This window comes from Gallaecimonas zhanjiangensis, from assembly GCF_057624825.1.
Genome location: NZ_CM172603.1, coordinates 2,340,925 through 2,360,723 on the forward strand (window position 1 = coordinate 2,340,925; position 19,799 = coordinate 2,360,723).

The 19,799-nt window shown below is 60.5% G+C and carries 15 protein-coding genes; 6 read left to right on the top strand and 9 right to left on the bottom strand.

The genetic code is table 11. The features are described 5' to 3' along the window. Positions 1-133: 133 nt before the first annotated feature. From AC22G1_RS11185 to AC22G1_RS11210, 6 genes are all read left to right on the top strand, one after another. A complete protein-coding gene (locus AC22G1_RS11185; protein WP_487313450.1) occupies positions 134-1,168 on the top strand; it encodes an efflux RND transporter periplasmic adaptor subunit in 1,035 nt (344 codons plus the stop codon). Next, complete coding sequence (locus AC22G1_RS11190) at positions 1,165-4,278, top strand: efflux RND transporter permease subunit (RefSeq protein ID WP_487313451.1); 3,114 nt, start codon at positions 1,165-1,167, stop codon at positions 4,276-4,278. Before AC22G1_RS11185 ends, AC22G1_RS11190 begins: the two co-directional genes overlap by 4 nt. Beyond that, positions 4,271-7,303 (top strand): efflux RND transporter permease subunit, encoded by a 3,033-nt coding sequence (locus AC22G1_RS11195; protein WP_487313452.1) that lies wholly within the window; start codon positions 4,271-4,273, stop codon positions 7,301-7,303. The genes AC22G1_RS11190 and AC22G1_RS11195 overlap by 8 nt, the downstream gene beginning before the upstream one ends. 107 nt (positions 7,304-7,410) lie before the next feature. Beyond that, entirely contained in the window at positions 7,411-7,641 is a 231-nt protein-coding gene (locus tag AC22G1_RS11200) for a hypothetical protein (protein ID WP_487313453.1), read from the top strand. 72 nt (positions 7,642-7,713) lie between these two features. Continuing rightward, entirely contained in the window at positions 7,714-10,230 is a 2,517-nt protein-coding gene (locus tag AC22G1_RS11205) for a hybrid sensor histidine kinase/response regulator (protein ID WP_487313454.1), read from the top strand. Further along, the gene (locus AC22G1_RS11210) at positions 10,202-11,347 is read left to right on the top strand and encodes a response regulator (protein WP_487313455.1); all 1,146 of its coding nucleotides are present in this window, start codon (positions 10,202-10,204) and stop codon (positions 11,345-11,347) included. Before AC22G1_RS11205 ends, AC22G1_RS11210 begins: the two co-directional genes overlap by 29 nt. Here AC22G1_RS11210 and cheB read toward each other — a convergent pair. Genes cheB through AC22G1_RS11255 form a run of 9 tightly spaced genes read right to left on the bottom strand, consistent with a single transcriptional unit; the run spans position 11,344 to position 19,719 of the window. After that, positions 11,344-12,363 carry a protein-glutamate methylesterase/protein-glutamine glutaminase gene (cheB, locus tag AC22G1_RS11215; RefSeq protein WP_487313456.1) on the bottom strand — a complete coding sequence of 340 codons (1,020 nt, stop codon included), beginning with the start codon at positions 12,361-12,363 and terminating at the stop codon, positions 11,344-11,346. The two genes, AC22G1_RS11210 and cheB, sit on opposite strands and share 4 nt — an antisense overlap. After that, positions 12,360-12,929 carry a hypothetical protein gene (locus AC22G1_RS11220; protein ID WP_487313457.1) on the bottom strand — a complete coding sequence of 190 codons (570 nt, stop codon included), beginning with the start codon at positions 12,927-12,929 and terminating at the stop codon, positions 12,360-12,362. Before AC22G1_RS11220 ends, cheB begins: the two co-directional genes overlap by 4 nt. Before the next feature lie 2 nt (positions 12,930-12,931). Next, positions 12,932-13,747: a CheR family methyltransferase gene (locus AC22G1_RS11225; protein ID WP_487313458.1), complete on the bottom strand. Its 816-nt coding sequence runs from the start codon at positions 13,745-13,747 to the stop codon at positions 12,932-12,934. Then, positions 13,732-16,125 (bottom strand): aerotaxis transducer Aer2, encoded by a 2,394-nt coding sequence (aer2, locus tag AC22G1_RS11230; protein ID WP_487313459.1) that lies wholly within the window; start codon positions 16,123-16,125, stop codon positions 13,732-13,734. The genes AC22G1_RS11225 and aer2 overlap by 16 nt, the downstream gene beginning before the upstream one ends. Continuing rightward, positions 16,116-16,598 carry a chemotaxis protein CheW gene (locus AC22G1_RS11235; protein ID WP_487313460.1) on the bottom strand — a complete coding sequence of 161 codons (483 nt, stop codon included), beginning with the start codon at positions 16,596-16,598 and terminating at the stop codon, positions 16,116-16,118. Before AC22G1_RS11235 ends, aer2 begins: the two co-directional genes overlap by 10 nt. Continuing rightward, the gene (locus AC22G1_RS11240) at positions 16,588-17,040 is read right to left on the bottom strand and encodes a chemotaxis protein CheW (protein WP_050659976.1); all 453 of its coding nucleotides are present in this window, start codon (positions 17,038-17,040) and stop codon (positions 16,588-16,590) included. Before AC22G1_RS11240 ends, AC22G1_RS11235 begins: the two co-directional genes overlap by 11 nt. 8 nt (positions 17,041-17,048) lie before the next feature. Then, entirely contained in the window at positions 17,049-19,085 is a 2,037-nt protein-coding gene (locus AC22G1_RS11245; RefSeq protein ID WP_487313461.1) for a chemotaxis protein CheA, read from the bottom strand. A gap of 8 nt (positions 19,086-19,093) precedes the next feature. Beyond that, positions 19,094-19,453: a response regulator gene (locus AC22G1_RS11250; RefSeq protein ID WP_050659974.1), complete on the bottom strand. Its 360-nt coding sequence runs from the start codon at positions 19,451-19,453 to the stop codon at positions 19,094-19,096. Continuing rightward, complete coding sequence (locus tag AC22G1_RS11255) at positions 19,450-19,719, bottom strand: hypothetical protein (protein WP_487313462.1); 270 nt, start codon at positions 19,717-19,719, stop codon at positions 19,450-19,452. The genes AC22G1_RS11250 and AC22G1_RS11255 overlap by 4 nt, the downstream gene beginning before the upstream one ends. Between the last annotated feature and the right edge of the window lie 80 nt (positions 19,720-19,799).

The window sequence follows — 19,799 nt, forward strand, 5'->3', positions numbered from 1 at the left end:
ATTTCGCCACGCAGTGGTGAAATTTACCAACACAGCCTGAACACAAAAACATAACTAAATGATTTTAAACAAATAAAAATCTTGGCACGGCCCTCGCTAATTAAGAGCATCTGCGAACGTTAAGGAACACGTCATGCAAAAGTCTCTTATTGCCCTGAGCCTGGCCCTGGTGCTGAGCGCCTGCTCTTCCGGTGAAGCCACTGCCCTCAAAGACACCCAGGAAAAAGCCGTCAAGATCCCGGTCAACATTGCCATCGTCAAAGTGGCGCCCATGGCGGCCCGCTTTGAAAGCCACGGCACCCTGAGCGCCGAGCACGAAGCCCAGGTAGTAGCAAGGGTGTCGGGCTTGGTGGAGTCTTTCGATATCGAAGAAGGAGACGAGGTGAAGGCCGGGCAGGTGTTGGCCCGCATCGAGCCGGACCGCTACCAGTTCGAGCGTGACCGCATGGCCGCCCAGGTACGGTCGGTGTCCCAGGAGCTGGAGCGCACCCGTAACCTCTACGCCAAAAAGCTGGTGAGCGCCGATACCCTGGACAAACTGGAGCAGTCTTTGGCCAGCCTCAAGGCCCAGTTGGGGCTGACCGAGCTTGACCTGAAATACGCCACCGTCAAGGCGCCCATTAGCGGCACCATCTCGCGCCGCTATATTAAAGCCGGCAACCTGGTGAATCCCGACCAGCCGCTGTTTGACATCGTTCAGCACCAGGATCTGCGCCTGGATATCGCCGTACCGGAGCAATACCTGGGCCAGCTGAAAAACACCCACGGCGCCCACTGCACCTTTGCCGCCCTGCCCGGCCAACGCTTTAACGCCGAAATAACCCGCCTAAGCCCGGTGGTGGACCCTAAAACCGGAACCGCGCGCCTGACCCTGCACCTTGCCAACAGCGACGGTCGGCTGATGCCAGGCATGTTTGCCAACGTGCAGATTGAATACAACCTGCACCCCGACGCCCATCTGGTGCCGCGCCAAGCCCTTATCAACCAGAACGGCGCCTATAAGCTCTTTGTTATCGAAAACGGCGTGGCCAGCCTCAAGACCGTCACCCTGGGTAACGGCGACAAAGATTGGGTGGAGGTCAATGGCCTGACACCCGGCGCCGAAGTGGTCACCCTTGGCCAGCATCACCTCAAGGACAAAGCCGAAGTTGAGGTTATCGCCGGATGAACAGCCTGGTTGCGTTTTCCGTCCGCCGCCCGGTGACGGTGGCCATGATGACCCTGGCGGTGATGCTGTTTGGCATGGTCGCCCTTGGCAAACTGGCGGTGACCTTGCTGCCGGACTTGAGCTACCCGACCCTGACCATTCGCACCGATTACGACGGCGCGGCGCCGCTGGAGATAGAAACCCTCATCTCCAAACCCGTCGAGGAATCGGTGGGGGTGGTCAAGGGCCTCAAACGCCTGACCTCCTATTCGCGCCCTGGCCGCTCCGATGTGGTGCTGGAGTTCGAGTGGGGCACCGACATGGACTGGGCCAGCCTTGAAGTGCGGGAAAAACTCGACTTGGTGCTGCTGCCCCTTGACGTGCAGCCGCCCATTATCCTTCGCTACAACCCCAACCTGGACCCGGTGCTGCGCCTGGCCCTAAGCGCCCCCGAAGGCGATCTCAAAGCCCTTCGCAGCTTTGCCGACGACGACCTCAAGCAGCGCCTTGAAGGCATAGACGGCGTGGCCAGCGTGCGCCCCGGTGGCGGTTTGGAGCAGGAAATTCAGATTCTGGTGGACGATGTCAAAGCCTCGCAGCTAGGCCTGAGCCTTGCAGACATTGCCGATCGCCTAAAAGCCGAGAACATCAACCTGGCCGGTGGCCGCATCGAAGACAGTGGCCGCGATCTTTTGGTGCGGACTCTTAACCAGTACACCAGTCTGGACGCCATAGGCGATACCTGGGTGGCCGACGGCGTGCGGCTCAAAGACATTGCCACCGTCAAGGACGGCCACAAGGAGCCGGATGCCATCAGCCGGGTCAACGGCCAGCAGATGATTGAGCTCGCCCTCTACAAAGAAGGGGACGCCAACACTGTGGCCATGGCCACTGCAGTCAAGGCCGCCCTGCCGCGCCTTGAAAAAATGCTGCCCCCCGGCGCCACCCTTACCCTGCTTTACGATCAATCCACCTTTATCGACAACGCCATCAAGGAAGTGATGGACTCGGCCTGGCTTGGCGGCCTGTTGGCGATGCTGGTGCTGTACCTTTTTTTACGGGATTTCAAAGCCACCGCCATTATCTCCCTGGCCATTCCGGTGTCGGTTATCGCCACCTTTAACCTGATGCTGTTCGAGCATGTCAGCCTCAACATCATGTCCCTGGGGGGGCTCGCCCTGGCGGTGGGCATGCTGGTGGATAACGCCATCGTGGTGCTGGAAAACGTAGCCCGTTACCGGGCCCAGGGGCTTTCGCCTCTGGAAGCGGCTCACAAGGGCGGCACCGAGGTTGCTGGTGCCATTACCGCCTCGACTCTTACCTCGCTGGCGGTATTTGTGCCGCTGGTGTTTGTTGAAGGCATTGCCGGCCAGCTGTTTCGCGACCAGGCCCTGACCGTGACCTTTGCCCTGTCGGTATCCTTGCTGGTGGCGCTGAGCCTTATTCCGATGCTGGCCGCCCGTGGCAAGGTAACGGATACCGTAAAAAGCACTCCGCCCCTTCGCCGCCGCGCCTTGCCGCTGATGTGGCTGCTGGCCGCCTTTTACTGGCTGTGGCGCCAGGCAGGCCGACTGCTGGGCTTGCTGTTCTGGCCGCTGCGAAGCGCCTTTGGCGCAGGCTTTAACGGCCTTGCCCAGAGCTACAACGCGCTGCTGCCACGTTGCCTGGCCCGGCCCTGGTTGACCCTTGGGGCACTGGTGCTGGTGGTGGGTACCTGCGGCGCCCTGGCCACCCGCTTGCCGGTGGCCTTGCTGCCCAACCTTGCCCAGGGCGAATTCTTTTTAGACCTCACCTTGCCAGCCGGCGCTCGCCTGGAAGACACCGATAAGGCTCTGAACCAGCTAGCGCAGGTTTTAAAAGACGACCCCCGGGTAAAACACGCCTACACCCAAGCTGGCGGCGCCTTGCTGGCCAACCAAGGGGCGGCGGATAACAGGCCCAACAAGGGTCGCCTGAACGTGGTGCTGAACCACAGCAGCGACGAAGCGCAGGTGATTGACACCATTCGCCAGGCGCTGGATCTGCGGCCCGGCGTGGAAGGCCAGTTCAACCGGCCGGCGCTTTTTAGCTTCAACCAGGACCTGAGCATCGAAATAAGCGGCCATAACCTCGATAGCCTGGCCACCGCGTCGCGGCTGGTGGCAGCGGGCCTTGAGAGCCAAAGCCGCTTTACCGACATCAAAGCGGCGCTGGCCAGTGGCCAACCGGAGCTGACCGTGGATTTTGACCACGCCCGCCTGGCAAGCCTTGGGCTGACCGCGCCACAAGTGGGCCATCGCATCGCCGACAAGGTAAAAGGTGCGCTGGCCTCCCAGTACCAACTGGATGACCGCAAAATCGACATGCTGGTGCGCCTGGACGACAGCCACCGCGATGAAGTGGCAGACGTGGCCGGGCTTTGGATAACCCCACAGCTGCCGCTCTCGGCAGTGGCCAAGGTCAGCCAGCGCATGGGGCCGAGCGAAATTACCCGTATTGACCAGTCGCGGGTCGCCCTGGTGGACGCCGCCATCGCCCAAGGCGACTTAAAAGAGGGCGAACAGGCGGCCAAGGCGGTGATTGCCAGCCTCAAACTGCCCCCAGACGTGCACTTAGAGCTGGGCGGCCAAAGCGGCGAGCGCCAGGCGGCGTTCTCGTCCCTCGAAGCGGCGTTGCTGGTGGCGATTTTCCTGGTGTACCTGGTGATGGCCTCGCAATTTGAGTCTTTTATCCAGCCGCTGCTGATTCTGGTGACCGTACCCTTGGCCGGCGCCGGCGCCGCATTGGGGCTGTGGCTGACCAACACGCCGCTGTCAGTAGTGGTGTTTATCGGCCTTATCATGCTGGCCGGCATTGTGGTTAATAACGCCATCGTGCTGATTGACCGGGTTAACCAGCTGCGCGCCGAGGGCGCCGCCCTGCAAAGCGCCATCATTCAATCAGCCCAAAGCCGGCTGCGCCCCATCGTTATGACCACCCTGACCACAGTGCTGGGGCTGCTGCCCATGGTGCTGGGCTTTGGCGACGGCAGTGAAGTGCGGGCGCCTATGGCCATCGCGGTGATGTCGGGGCTGGTGTTTGCCACCTTGCTGACCCTGATTGTGCTGCCGGTACTGCTTAAGCTCACCAGCCGGGAGAGCGCTCATGAATAACGCCGCCGCTCGCCTTGCCAGCCTGTCGTTAAAGCGCCCGGTAACGGTGCTGATGGTGTCTATCTCCATGTTGATGATGGGCTTTCTGGCCTCCCGCTGGTTGCCGCTGGAGATGTGGCCGGGCATCGAGATCCCGCAAATCAGCGTGCAGGTCCCCTACGCCAACGCCACCCCTCAGGAAGTGGAAACCAACATCACCCGCCCCATCGAAGAGGCCCTGGCGGGGCTTTCTGGGGTCAAGGAGATGAAATCCGAGTCCACCAGCGACGGCGCCTCTATCGAGATGGAATTCGACTGGGCCACCAATGTCAACGCCAAGAGCATTGAGGCCCGCGAGCAGATTGATAGCATCCGCCACCTGCTGCCCAAAGACGTCGAAAGGGTGTTTGTGGTGCAGTTTTCAACCAGCGACATGCCGGTGCTAACCCTGCGCCTTTCCGGCAAGACCGACTTTGCCACCGCCTATGAGCTGTTGGACCGTGAACTAAAACGCCCCTTGGAGCGGCTGCCCGGGGTGTCCAAGGTGCAGCTTTATGGCGTCGACAAGCCGGAGCTGAAAATCGACCTTAGCGCCGAGCGCCTCTACGCCATGTCTCTGAGCCCGCTGGCGGTGGCCAAGCGGCTGCAGGCGGCCAACTTTCAACTGGCGGCGGGCAACATTTATGGCGTCCACCAGCAATGGCTGGTGCACCCCAACGGCACTTGGCTAAGCCCCAAAGACGCCGGCGATATCTACCTCACCCCTGCCGTGCAGCTAAAAGACGTGGCTAACATCAGCGTTGGCGAGCCCGAGCGCCGTGAAGGCCGCCATTTTGACCAGACCTACGCCGTCGGCCTTGATGTCTACAAGGAGTCCGGCGCCAACCTGGTGGATGTGGCCGGTGAGGTGCTCAAGGTCATCAAAGACGCCGAGCACAACCCGGCCCTCGATGGGGTACGCCTCTACGTGATGGAAAACCAGGCCCAGTCGGTGCAGGACTCCCTGTCTGGCCTGTTGCAATCGGGCATGGTGGGGGCGGCGCTGTCGGCCCTGGTGCTCTTTGCCTTTTTGCGCCGCTTTGCCATGACCGCCGTAGTGGTGCTGTCGGTGCCCTTTGCCATCTGCCTGACCCTGGCGGTGATGTACTTCATGGGGCTGAGCCTCAATATTCTGTCGATGATGGGGCTGATGCTGGCCGTAGGCATGCTGGTGGACAACGCCGTGGTGGTGGTGGAGTCCATCGCCACTGAGCGGGCCCGGGGCTTGAGTGGCGATGAGGCGGTGACCGAAGGGGTGAACAAGGTGGCGCTGGCCATGGCGGCCGGCACCTTGACCACCGCCATCGTGTTCCTGCCCAACCTCTTTGGCGCCAAGATTGAGCTGACGGTGTTTCTAAAACATGTGTCGGTGGCCATCTGCATTTCCCTGGCAGCCTCCTTGCTGCTGGCCATTACCCTCATTCCGCTGCTCACTAAGCGCTATTCAGGCAAGGCGCCCATCGCGGCGAAAACCCCGGCCCGTTACCTCAAAGCCCTGCGCTGGCTGCTGGCGCGGCCGGTAAGAGCCTGGCTGCTGTTTATCCTGCTGGGGGCCTCGACCTTCCTGCCCCTGAGCCAGTTGCCCTCCGACGACGGCTATGACGGCGACGACAAGCAGCTGTATATCTCCATGACGCTGCCCGGCGAGTTTCCCCTGGCCATGGTAGAGGCGGAGGTGACCCGCATGGAAACCTACATCTACGCCCACAAGGACGAGTTGGGGGTAGACAGCGTTTATTCCTACTACGCCCCCTCTGAAGCCACCCTCACTTTGCTGCTGGCAAAACCGGCGGTGATACCAAGGGATGCCCTTAAAAAGACCCTCCGTGAGCATTGGCCCAAAACCGCCCTGGCCCGGCCCCAGTTTGGCTGGTCCAACGGCGGCGGCGACGGCGTGCGCCTTACCTTGCAAGGGCCGTCCAGCGAGCGGCTGCGGGCACTCGCCGGCGAGCTGGTGCCTCAGCTTGCCACCATCAAGGGGCTGACCGACGTGCGGGCCGACCAAGACGCCCTGGCCCGGGAAATTCGTATCTACCCCATCGCCGAGCGCCTGGACGCCCTGGGGCTTAAAGCCAACACCGTGGCCGAGCAAATTAGCCTCGCCCTTCGCGGCGCCCCGGCAAGAACCCTGCGTAACGACCAGGGGGAAACCGATGTCACCCTCTTTAGCGACCATCAAAGCCACCGGGATCTTGCCATGCTAAAAAGGCTGCCGGTGGGGCTCAGTGACGGCAAGCTGATTCGCCTGGAACAGGTGGCTCGCATCGAAGAGCAGCCCCAGGTGGGCGCCATCAAACGCTACGACCGCCAGACCACGGTGGCCATCGGCGCCAACTTGGAGAAGCTGCCCCTGTCCGAGGCTCGCCAGCAGATCAGCGCCATGATGGCGCAGGTGGCCCTGCCGCCTGGCTACCGCTGGAGCCTGGATGGCCGCTTTAAAAACCAAGATGAAGGCCAGCAGGCGATGATGGTTAACATGCTGCTGGCGCTGGTGATGATCTACATCGTGATGGCGGCGCTGTTTGAGTCGGTGCTGATGCCGCTGGCCATCATCACCGCCATCTTCTACTCCATGACCGGCGCGTTCTGGGCGTTCTGGCTGACCGGCAACCCCATGACCATCATGGGCATGATTGGCCTGCTGGTGCTGATGGGCATCGTGGTGAACAACGGCATTGTGCTGGTGGACCGCATCAATCAGCTTAAAGATGCCGGCCCGCTTCAGGAGATGATTGTCACCGCTTGCGGCGAGCGGCTTCGCCCCATCTTGATGACCGTTGCCACCACGGTGTTGGGGCTGGTGCCGCTGGCCCTTGGCGGTACCCGCATCGGCGGCGGCGGCCCCAGCTACGCCCCTATGGCCATCGCCATTATCGGCGGCCTGCTGCTTTCAACCCTGGTCAGCCTGTTTCTGGTTCCCCTTTGCTACCAGAGCCTGACCGGCCTTCGCCGCCGCTGGCGCGAGGTGAGCAGCCACGCCCGCCTCAAAGTAGGCATCAGCGGATAAAAAAAGGGCCAACCGGCCCTTTTTTCAGCAAAGCATGATAGACAAGATGATCCAGTCAGGAATGCATTACGTAGCGCTAAAACACCTTTTGACAAGGAACGTTGACCATGCCATTTCAAGACCGCCACCACTGCCGCCAATGTCGCCAGCGGCGCGAACAAAAAAGCGCCCTCTTTAACCTCTCCAGTAATGTGCACCTGCTGCTGTTTTTAGTAACGGGCGGTTTGTGGCTGCTGGTGATGCTGGCAGGGTATGTGCTGCGCCCGTTGCAGGAGCGGCTTACCGGCTGGTACTGCTCATCTTGTCAGGGCCACAGAGAAAAGCTGCTTTTGCCCTGAAATCAGGCACTTTTTTTGAAAAATAGCTAATCGCTTCCATACTTTGGCTCAGATCCCAAGGAACGGAATGCGATGGCGGGCCTTTTCCCTAAACTCATTACCTTGCGCTGGCAACCGGGCCAGCCATCGGTTTGCCTCGAGCAAGACGGCCAGCCCCGGACCTTATCGGTCAAATCCTTCTTTCGCCAATGCTTTCAAAGCCATGCCACGGCCGTGCTGCGGGCCCTTCGCCTGCAACTGGCCAGCCACAACCAGGCGGTACTGGAATCCCAAGACGAGCATCACCACCACTGGCTGTCGGCCATTGTCGATAACCAACAGGTGCAGTTGCAGGTGATGACCACCCTCGCCGGGCGCGACAGCACCCTTTTGCAGATGGCAGACGAGCTGTGCGGCATTGGTTATTGGCACTGGCAGCTGCGGGACAACCGCTTCTTCTGGTCGCCCCAGGTCTATCAAATCCATGGCCTGCCCCCCAGCCACCCGGTGACCCTCGACGATACCCTGAGCCACTATCACCCCGACGATCAGCCCCAGCTGCGCGCCTTGATGGCCGAAGTGACCGCCGGGCCGGTGCGTCGCCAGTTCCAGGGGCGCATCCAGCGGGCCGACGGCCAGTGGCGGCGCGTCAGCGTCAAAGGGGTGTCGGTCAGCAGCGACGGCGGCGCCGTCACCGACGTATTCGGAGTGGTCCAGGACATCACCCACCACCAGCAGAGCCAGGCCAAGATGCACCGCCTGGCGCTGGTGGCAGCCCAAACCGCCAGCGGCGCCCTGATTTGCGACAAGCACCGCCGGGTGGAATGGCTCAACTCGGCCTTTGAGCGGCTCACCGGCTATGGCCTGGATGACCTCTACCAAAAGCGGCCCCGGGATTTCCTGGCTGGCACCGGTACCGATCCGGCGACCCTGGAGCGGGTTGGCCAGGCCATGGAGAGGCACCAACTGTTCCAGGGCGATCTGCTCAATTACCGAAAAGACGGCACCCCTATCTGGCTTAACCTCTCCATTACCCCCATCTACCACGAGATGCAGCACGACGGCTTTGTGGTGATCGTCAACGACGTGTCGGCGCGGCGCGCCAGCGAGGACAGGCTGCGGCTTTACGAACAAGCCTTCGACCAAGCAAGCCTTGGGCTGCTGTTTTTGCACCAGCAAAACGGCCAGTTGCGGGTAAAAGAGGCCAACAGCGCCGCCAAGGAGCTGCTGGCCAGCCCCAGTCACAACTTGGTGGATATGCCCTTTCCGGGGGACTTTTTCGTCAGAACGCCCCTTGAGCTGATGGAAACCGAAGGCGAAAGCCTCGAGCTCAGCCCCCGGCGCGCCCCGGACGACAGCCTGCAACTTATTCACACGCCGCTGATAAGGCCGGGGCAAGCGGCCTACCGGCTGGTTATCCTGCGCGACACCACCGAGCAGCGCCGCACCGAGCGGCTGCTGGCCCACAACCAACGCATGGAGCTGATTGGCCAGTTGGTGTCGGGCATTGCCCATGATTTCAACAACATCATTGGCATCATCCAAGGCAACTTGGAGCTGCTGGCTGGGCGCTTGGACGCCGAACACCCAGGCATGCGAAGTGTCGACAAAGCCCTCAAGGCCGCCAGCCGCGCCTCCACCCTCACCCGCCGCCTGACCCAGTTTTCTCGCCAGGAGCCGGTCAACAACGAGCAGGTGGAAGCCTATCAGCTGCTGCTGGAGGCAGAAGAGCTGCTCTCCCCCAGCCTCGGCAAGCACATTGCCCTGGAGATTGAACTGGATACCCAAAGCGGCTCGGTGAAGGTGGACCGGGGCGATTTTACCGACGCCATCGTTAACCTTGCCATCAACGCCCGGGATGCCATTGGCGACAAAGGCACCATTCGCCTGAGCTGCATGCCGGTGCTGCTGGGTAGCCATATTCCGAGCCTGGAAGCCGAAATAAAACCGGGCTCCTACGTCGAGTTTGGGGTCAGCGACGACGGCGAAGGCATTGCGCCCGCCATCATGGACAAAATTCTCGACCCTTTCTTTACCACCAAGCCCAAGGGCCAGGGCACAGGACTTGGGCTGTCTATGGTCTATGGCTTTGTCAAACGCTCAAAGGGCTATCTGCAGGTGCGATCCGAGCCTGGGCAAGGCACCCAGATCCATATCTGGCTGCCGCAAAGCACCAGCGGCCAACCTCGGCCGCAAGCGGATGACCGCCACCTCGACGCCCTCAAAGGCAAAAAGCTGCTGTTGGTGGACGACGAGAACGACTTGTTGCAGGTGATGGCCGACCAACTGAGCCTACGCGGCTTTGCCATCAGCGCCTTTGACGACCCACTGAAAGCGCAAAAAGCCATGGCCGACACCGCCTTTGATCTGCTGCTTTGCGACGTGGAAATGCCGGGGTTGTCTGGTTTTGAACTGGCCGAAGCCTTTATGCGCTGTCAGCCGGGCAAGCCGGTGTTGCTGATGTCCGGTTTTGTGTTTTCAGTGCCGCCGCACCTGGCTCACCTGCCGCGGCTAAGCAAACCGGTGTCTGTGACCCGGCTGCTGGGCTATCTGGTTACTCTGCTCAACAAACGGGAAGCTTATGGACAACCACATTCTTGTCGTGGATGACGACCCCCAATTTCGTGAACTGGCCTTGGAGATCCTGGACGGCAAAGCCGCCCGCCTGGCTGCCGTTGCCAATGCCACCGAGGCCCAGGCCTATTGTGAGGAGCTGGACCCGGACATCATCATCTTGGACTTGTCCCTGCCCGACGAAGACGGCATTAGCCTCGCCCCAAAACTGGTGGCAGAGCACCGGGCGGTGATTTTTGTCTCGGGCCACAGCGACATGGAAAAACGCATTCAGGCCTGGCAGGCAGGGGCGGCGGATTTTATCGCCAAGCCCTTTGCGGTGGCCGAATTTGTGGCAAGGGTCGAGCATTGCAGCCAATACCTGGCCAGCAAAAAGCGCTTGAGTGAAAAGGAAGCCAAGTCCCGGGCCATGGCCTTTGCCTCCATGAAGGAGGCCTCCCAGTACGGTTTTATTACCCAGTTTTTAAAAAACCTGATGGCCTGCCAGAACGAGGAGCAACTGGCGGATTTGTTTTTCGCCGCCACCGACTTTTTTGCCTTCAAGGCGAGCCTGTGTTTTCACAAAGACGACGAACTGCTCTTTTTCGGGCCCTGCCGCCAACCGGTCAGCCCCATAGAGCAGAACATCTTCAGACTGCTGATAAGCGAAGGACGGCTTTACCCCTTCCAGAGCCGGTTGATGGTCAACGACCAGCATGTGTCCTTTTTGGTCAAAGACATGCCCCAGGATGACATTGAATCGGGCAAACTGCGGGATGTGGTGGCGGTACTGGTGGAAGGGATGGAAGCCAAATGGCGTGACCTGCACCGCCAGCGCACCATGTCCAACATGGTCGATGCCTTGCAGCATTCCATGACGGAACTAGCCGATACCATTCGCCAATACGACAAGCGCCTGGAAAGCCTGATTGGCGATCTCAACAACGAAATTCGCATGAGCTTTCACATCTTGGAACTCAACGAGCAGCAGGAGGCCTTTTTCAGCGGCCTTATCGAAAAAGGCGCCGAGACCTTGCGCGATACCGAAGGGGATTTGCGCGAGCTGCAAGTGCGGCTCAAAACCATGCTCGATGCCGCCAAGACCGCCATCGCCCTGGAGCAGACCACCGCCCCGCCCCCTCAGGCCGAAGACGACGATGTGGAGCTGTTCTAGGCTTTGAGCAGCTCCAAGGTGCGGGCCGCCAGGGTGTCCAAATCCCCTTGAAAACTGGCGGCCCCCAGCTCCCAAGCCGCCCTTGGCATGCCCCATACCACCGAGCTTGCTTCATCCTGCACCCAGGTGGTGGCGCCGCCGTTTTTGAGCGCCAGCATGCCGTCGGCGCCGTCGCGGCCCATGCCGGTCAGCAGCAGCGCCAGCATCTTGGCCGGGCCGGCGCTGGCAGCGCTGGCAAAGAGCACGTCCACCGCCGGGCGATGGCGGCCGACCGGTTCATCGTCAAAAACCTGGGCCACCAGCTTGCCGTTTTTACGCACCAGTCGCATGTGCCGGTCACCGGGGGCCACCCACACCTCACCGGCTTTGATGGCGGTGTCCCGTTCCAGCTCGGCAACATCGAGGGGGGTCAGGCTATCGAGGTGGCGGGTAAAGGCGCTGGAGAAGAAGGGGCGGATATGCTGGACGATAAGAATGGGCGGCATGGTGGCCGGCCATTGGCACAGCACCCTTTTTACCGCCTCGGTGCCGCCGGTGCTGGCGCCAATCAAGATGGCGTCGAGCTTGCGGGTGTTGATGCCAAAGGTAGCCCTGTTGGGCAGGCTGCGCTGCTGCTGCAGGTTGGCAGACGCCGCCGCCTTGACCTTGTCCCGAAGGAGCTCGCTGTAGGCCACCAGCGCCGAAGTGGCGCCGGCACTGGGCTTGGGCACGTAATCGATGGCCCCCAGCTCCAGCGCTTCAAGAGTTACGGCGGCGCCATGCTGGGTGAGGGTTGAGACCATCACCACCGGCATCGGCCTTAAGCGCATCAGGTTTTTTAAAAAGGCCAGGCCGTTCATTTTTGGCATTTCGATATCGAGGGTCAGCACATCGGGCTTTAGTGCCTTGATGGCATCGCGGGCCTCGAAAGGGTCGGCCGCCTCCCCCACCACGGTAATGTCCGGGTCCTTTTCCAGAATGTCGCTGATAAGGGCCCGCATCAGCTGCGAATCGTCCACCACCAGCACCCTGATCATGAGAACAGCTCCACGGCCTTGGGTTGGCCCGCGCCGCGTTTAGCCAGCGCTTCTTCCCTTACTTGCAAGGTGTCGTTGGCCAGGCGTTTAAGCTGCTTTATCCAGGCAAGACCGGTAGCCGGCTCAAAAAGCACCTTGCGAGGGTAAAGGCCCCCCAGGGATTCTCCAACCAGAGCCAGCCGCTCCCGGGCCACAAAGCGTTTTACAAAATCCACGTTCATATCGCCGACATTTCCTTGTCCAAATACCCGCCCGCCGCCAGCCAGCTTGACCTGCAACCGACTGCGGGCAGCGCCGAGGTGCAACAGGCCGTTGATAAGGCTCTCCATGGCATGAACGCCATATCGATTACTTTGAGACAGCGGCCCCATGCTGCCTTTGTCTTCCGGCAGCATGAAATGGTTAAGGCCGCCGACCTTGGCCACCGGGTCCCAGATGCAGGCGCATACGCAGGAGCCTAAAGTGGTGGCCACCAGCTCTTCGCCGCCGGTTACGTAAAACTCCCCTGGCAGTACCTTGACCATCAGTCGTTGCCGGGTGGGGTCGAAAAAACAATTAACTGCCACAGTCACCCGGCTACCTTCTGGTAAATGGTCTTACCGATAGACACAAAATCCCGCTGGGATTTATCCAACCCCTCGGCGTGGCCCAGTAGCAGGTAGCCGCCGGGTTTAAGCTGCTGGCAAAAGCGGGTTACCAGCCGGTTCTGGGTTGGTTTATCAAAGTAAATCATGACGTTGCGGCAAAAAATCACATCAAAGCTCTGCTTGAAGGGCCAGGGGCCAATCAGGTTGAGTTGCCGAAAGCTCACCCTTGCCCTGAGCGCGCGGCTGGGCTGCATCAAACCGCCATGGCGGCCGGTGCCTTTTAAAAAGGTCTGCTTGAGGATACCTGGCGGAATGCTGGCCGCCTCGTTGATGTCGTAAAAGCCGGTCTCGGCGGTATGGAGCACCTGGGTGTTGAGATCGGTGGCAAGAATGCGGTCTTGCTCCCGGCCAAGGGCAACCAGCTGCGCGGCAATGGAATACGGCTCCTCGCCGGTTGAGCAAGCGGCCGACCAAATCCGTAGCGGTTCACTGTGGCCCGCCGCCAGCTCTGCCAGAAAATCAAAGTGATGGCTTTCTCGAAAGAACTGGGTTTTGTTGGTGGTCAGGGCATTAACAAAATGGACCTGCTCGTCGCGGCTGCTGTCCAAAAAGCGCAGATACTGGGAGAAATCCCCCAACCCCAACTCGCGAATGCGCCGGCTAAGGCGGCTGTAGACCATTTTGTCTTTTTGGTCCGACAGCCTAATGCCCGCCATGTCGAAGATGCGGCTGCGCACAAAGGCAAAATCCTCGGCAGTAAAGACAAAGCCGTCGGCCGGGTTTAGAAGGCTTCCCATTCCTCACCCTCATCGGCCAGCTTGGCTTTGCTGGTTTTAGCGGTACTGGCACTGGCCTTGGCTTTAACCTTGGCCGCAGGCGCCGTTCTTTTGGCAGCCACCACCGGCGGGGTCTGCTCAAGCATCTCGCCGTTGAAAAACGCCATCAGCTGCACCAGTTGCCGCGCTTCATCCAGTAACGACTCGGAAGAAGCGGCCGCTTCTTCTACCAAGGCGGCGTTTTGCTGGGTCATTTCATCCATCTGGGTAACGGCGCGGGTGACTTCATCGATGCCGGTGGCCTGCTCCTGGCTGGCGATGTCGATTTCCTTCATCAGTTTGGTGACTTCTTCAACGGCGGTGACGATTTCAGTCAACCTGTGCCCCGAATCGCCTACCAGCTTGGAGCCCTGAGACACCTTGGCCACCGAGTCCTGAATCAGGGCTTTGATTTCCTTGGCGGCGCCGGCGCTGCGCTGCGCCAAGTTACGCACCTCCGAGGCCACCACCGCAAAGCCGCGGCCTTGCTCACCGGCGCGGGCCGCTTCCACGGCGGCGTTAAGGGCCAGCAGGTTGGTCTGGAAGGCTATCTCGTCAATCACGCCGATGATGTCGGCAATTTTGCGGCTGGCGCTTTCGATTTCGGTCATGGCGTCAACCGCTTGAGTTACCACCTCGCCGCCGTCACGGGCGCGGCCCATGGCGTCCTGGGCCTGGCGGCTTGCCAGCCGCGCGTTGTCGGCGCTGCTTTTCACCTGGGCAGAGAGCTCTTCCATACTGGCGGCGGTTTCTTCGAGGCTGGAGGCCTGCTCTTCGGTGCGCTGTGACAAGTCGTTATTGCCCTGAGCGATTTCGGTGGAAGCATTGGTCACCTTGGCGGCCGCGGTGTTGATTTGCGCCACCATGTCCCGAAGGTTCTCAATGGAGGTGTTGACGGCCGTGGCCAAACGGCCGAATTCGCCGCCAAAGCGGTCTGACATGGTCTGGTTCAAATCCCCCTGGGCCATGGCACTCATCACTTCGATGCTGTCGCTGATAGGGGTCACGATGGCTTCAAGGAGGCTGTTGATGCCCTCCCCCAGGTTTTTCATAAAGCCCTGGTATTGCGAGACATTGATACGCTCGGTCAGCTCGCCTTCGGTAGCCTTGGCAATGAGCGACGCCACCTGGCGCTGGGCATCCTGCACCTCGGTGATATCCAGCCACTGCACGGCGGTGCCGATATGCTTGCCGCCGCCGTCGCGCATGGCGATCACAATAAGCTCAAACTCCAGCTCGCCAACCCGGATATTGGCGCTGTGGGGCAGGCGGTCGGGGTCGTTGATGATGCCGCGCTGGTGGCGCGGGTTCTTGTGGAAGCGGTCGATGTTCTCGCCGAGCAGTTTGGCCACTTCAAAGCCCGGGAAGATCTGGGCAAGCGCCGCTTCACGGCTTTTAAGGAGTTTCTCCAATGAGGGGTTCATAAAGACGATGCGCCCGTCCAGGTCCGCCATCATCAGGTTGGTGGTCATGCCCATCACCGCCGAGGTCAACCGTCCCACCTCCAGCTGCCGGGCCCGCTCGGCGGTTACGTCCCGCCACTCCAGGGTGTTACCGATATAACCGCCCTTGGCATCGAAGATGGTGGAGACATTGAGCTCAATCAGCACATCGTCGATGCGAATATCGGTGCGATACGGCAGGTTGTCGGGGTTGGCCAGCAGCTTGCGCTGGTGCTCCGGGCGCTGGTGAAACTCGTCGATGCAGCGGCCCATAAGCCAGCTGGTCTCGGCCTTGAAATCGGGCCAAACCTTACGGAATTTGTCCTGGTGGCTGGTAAAGAGGTCCAGGGACGACTGGTTGACATAGGTAATGAGAAAATCCCGGTCAATGGTGACGATGGCGGTCTGTACCTGATCAACGGTGGAGCGCAGCCTGGCGATGTCCCCTTCCTGGCGCCGAAGCCCGGTGACATCGGCCCATTCAAGGCTCGAGCCCACGTACTGGCCGTCGCCGTCCATGATGGCACCTACGGTCAGCTCAAGCTTGAGCGGCCCGATGGTGATGTCGGTTTGATACGGCAAATTGTTCGGATCGCTCAGCAGCTTGCGCTGGTGGGCCGGCTCCTTGTGAAAGCCGTCGATGCAGCGGCCCATCAGAAAATCGTTGCTGGCCCGAAAATCCGGCCAGATGCTCTGGAACACCCTCTCGTTCTTTTTGAAAAGCTCTAGGCTCTGGCGGTTGAAGTAGGTGATGCGAAGGTCTCTGTCGACAATCATCATGGCGGTCTGGGTGGAGTCCAGCGCCGCCTTGAGATGGGCCTTGCTGATACCTTTGTCGTCGTCCCGCCGGGAGCCCAGGCGGCCACTTTGGCGAGAGAACAGTTGACCGAGTTTTTTAATGGATACGGTTACGGACATGAGGGACTCTCCTCCTCTGAGAGGGCGCTGTCGACCAGCGTGAAGATCTCGTCGAGATCAAAAAGATGCTGAACATCCAACAGCAGCAGCATGTCGTCGTTGATGGCCATGACGCCTTTGATGGCGCCCTGGATAAGCTGTTTACCCATGGGGGGCGGCGCTTTGAGTTGGGTATCGCCGGGTTGCACCACATCGGCCACGGCGTCCACCACCAGGCCCAGTAGCGGCCCTTGTTGCTGCTGCACCACAATCACCACGGTGGTGGTGTCGATAGTTGTCTGGTCAAGGCCCAGGCGCCAGCCGAGATCCACCACCGGCATCGGTTCTTCTCGCAGCATCACCAGCCCTAAAAGGTGGCGGGGGGCATCGGGTACCTTGCGCGTTTTTTGCCAGCCGCGAATTTCCCGCACCACAGAAATAGGCAGGGCAAACAGCTCATTGGCGCAAAGAAAGGTCAGTAATTCAGGCTGCATGGTCGCCCTCCTGGCAAGGCAGGGAGTCAAGATCCATCAGGGCGTCTACATCCAGCACCGCGATCACCTGGCCCTGGTGGCGAATAAGAGTGTCTAAAAACGGCAGTACGCTGTTGTGGCCGCTAAGGCGCGCCGGCACCGCGTCCTGGCCAGCCAGGCTTAACACATCGGCCACCGCGTCTACCACCAGCCCCATCAACCGCTCTTCACCGTTGCCGAGGATCAAGGTCACGGTATTGGCGTCTACCTCGGCCGAGCCGATACCAAAGCGCAGCCGAAGGTCGAGGATGGGCACTATCATGCCGCGAAGGTTTATCACCCCGCACACGTAGTCGGGGACAGCCGGCAGCCGGGTGGGCGCCGACCACACGCGAATTTCCCTCACCCGCAGGATATCCACCGCGAAACGTTCATTACCAAGCACGAAGGTCAGGCATTCCATGTGGCCTCCTAGGCGGCGCTGACGCCGTCACTGTCGCCCTGCTGGCCCACATGCAGGGCAACCAAGGCAGGAACATCGAGGATAAGGCAGACCTGGCCATCCCCGAGGATGGTGGCGCCGGAGATACCGGGCAGACGCCGAAAGTTCTGCTCCAACGACTTGATAACCACCTGCTGCTGCGCCAACAGGGCATCCACCACCAGCCCCAGTTTGCGCCCGGCCGCTTCCACTACGCATAAAAGCGGCATCGCCCCCGGCTCGCCCCTTGTACCCAGCAGCTGAGAGAGCCACAGCACCGGCAGCATCTGCTGGCGAAGCTGGTAAAACACCACGCCGCCGCCGGCTTTTAGCAGGCATTGCGGGTCCAGTTTCAGCGATTCGACAATGTTGATAAGGGGAATGACAAAAAGCTCTTCTCCTACCGCCACCAACTGGCCGTCGAGGATGGCCATGGTGAGCGGCAGGCGGATGCGAAACAAGGTGCCACGGCCAAGCTGGGATTGGATCTCCACCGAGCCGCCCAGCTCGCTGATATTGCGCTTGACCACATCCATGCCAACCCCGCGCCCGGAAAGGTCGGATACCGCCACCGCCGTGGAAAAGCCCGGCGCAAAGATAAGGTCGAACACCTGGGCGTCACTGAGCTCGTCAAGGCGCCGGTCACGGGTTAGTGGCAGCGCTTTTTCGCAAGCCTTTTGCCAGAGCTTGTCGCGGCTAAGGCCTGCGCCGTCATCCTGGATATCGATAACCACATTGCCCCCTTCGTGGCGCGCACAGAGGGTCAGGGTGCCGCCGAGCGCCTTGCCCTTCTGGCGGCGAAGCTCCGGGGTCTCAATGCCGTGGTCAAGGGCGTTTCGCACCATGTGCACGAGGGGGTCGGTAATGCGCTCAAGCACGGTTTTGTCCAGCTCGGTCTGCTCCCCAACCAGTTTGAGGTTCACCTCTTTACCCAGCTGCTGGCTGATGTCCCTGACCAACCTTGGAAAGCGGTTAAAGGCAAAGCTGATGGGCAGCATGCGTATGCCAAGCACACTCTCTTGTAGCGCCTTGGTGTTGTTTTTCAAAAGCGACAGGCCCTTGGCAAAGCGCTCCTGGGTATCAAGCCCGTCAGTGCCTTCAAGGGACGCCAGCATCGACTGGGTAATAACCAACTCGCCAACCAGGTTGATGAGCTGGTCAATCTTGCGAATATCAATGCGGATACTTTGCTCGGCGGCCACGGCCCGGGCGGGCGCGGCTTTGTCGGCTGAAACTGCGGCTGAGGTTGTGGCAGGCGCCGCTTCCGGGGCCTCTGCCTGCGGCTCGCCAACGGCGCCGCTTTGCGCCGTTGGCGAAGCCGCTGGCGCCTGGCGAGTCAGCACAACGTCGCACTCGTCTTCCACCCAGTCGAAGATCTCGACGATGTCTTGGCGGGCAATGTCTCCCGGGCCGGTCAAGGTCCAGCTCAGGTAGCAAAGCTGAGGGTCGAAATCGTCGTCATAGAGCTTGCCAAAATTGCACTGGCTGGCCACCAGGCCAAGCTCGGCCAATTCACGCAGCAGCCGCACCGGGTCATTACCGCTGGCAAGAATATCGCTATAAGGGGTAAACACCAGTTGCCAGGGGCTGTGGCCGTCATCTGCCGCCTCAGCCGTGGCAGCAGCCACTTCAGACACCTCTGCCCCCAGCGCCGCCTCAAGCTGCGCGCTGACCGAGGCGGCATCCGCGCTTTGGCCGGTGCCACCGGCGGCAGCATCGTCGCGCATCCTGGCAATCACATCGGTGGCTTTTAGCATTAAGGCCACCAGCGCGGGCGTCGACTGGCGCTTGTGGCTACGCAGCTCATCGAGCAGGGTCTCGAGATGATGGGTAAAGCGGCTCATCTCACCCAGGCCAAAGGTCCCTGCCCCGCCCTTGATGGAATGGGCGGCGCGAAACACCTTGTTGATGGCGTCGTCATCGGTAAGGCCGGCTTCCATGGCCAGCAATTCGGCTTCCAGTACATCCAGGTTCTCTGCGCACTCTTGCAAGAAGATCTGGCGAAAACGCTCCATGTCCAGTTCCATGGCGGCCTCTATCGTACCTTGTTGACGGTTTTGAGCAGGGTGTCGGGGTTGAAGGGTTTGACTATCCAGCCGGTGGCGCCGGCGCCTTTGCCCTCGGCCTTTTTCTCGGCCGAGCTTTCGGTGGTGAGGATAAGAATGGGGGTAAATTGGTAGCCGGGCAGCGCTCTAAGGGCCTTGGTAAGGCCAATGCCGTCCAGATTGGGCATGTTGACGTCGGAGATCACCACGTCATATTGGCTGACCTTGGCCAGCTCCAGTGCCTTAGCGCCATCTTCGGCGCATTGCACGTCAAAGCCGGCACTTTCCAGAGTAAATTGCACCATTTCGCGGATAGAAGCGGAGTCGTCGGCAGCAAGGATCCGGGTCATGACTGTCCCTCTTGTTGGCCTGGCAGGGCAAGCATGGCCTCGACGCCGGCCAGGCTGGCAGCCTGATACAAGGCGTCGGAGTGGGCTTCCCAGGTCAGTTGATTGGCCAGTTTCAGTTTCAACAGCAGTTGCAATCCAGCGACATCCACCTGATGCACATCCTTCACGTCAACTACAAGCTCTTGTTTTTGAAAACCTTTCCATGACTCCCACAGTTCGGGTGTCTGGGCAACGGTCAGGCGTTGAGGTAAGCTGATGCGTTCCATGTTTTCACTTTGTTAAATCCCCAACTAGTTATAGCAAGGCGCTACAACTTTGCTGGCGATCCAAGGAAAAATACCCAGAT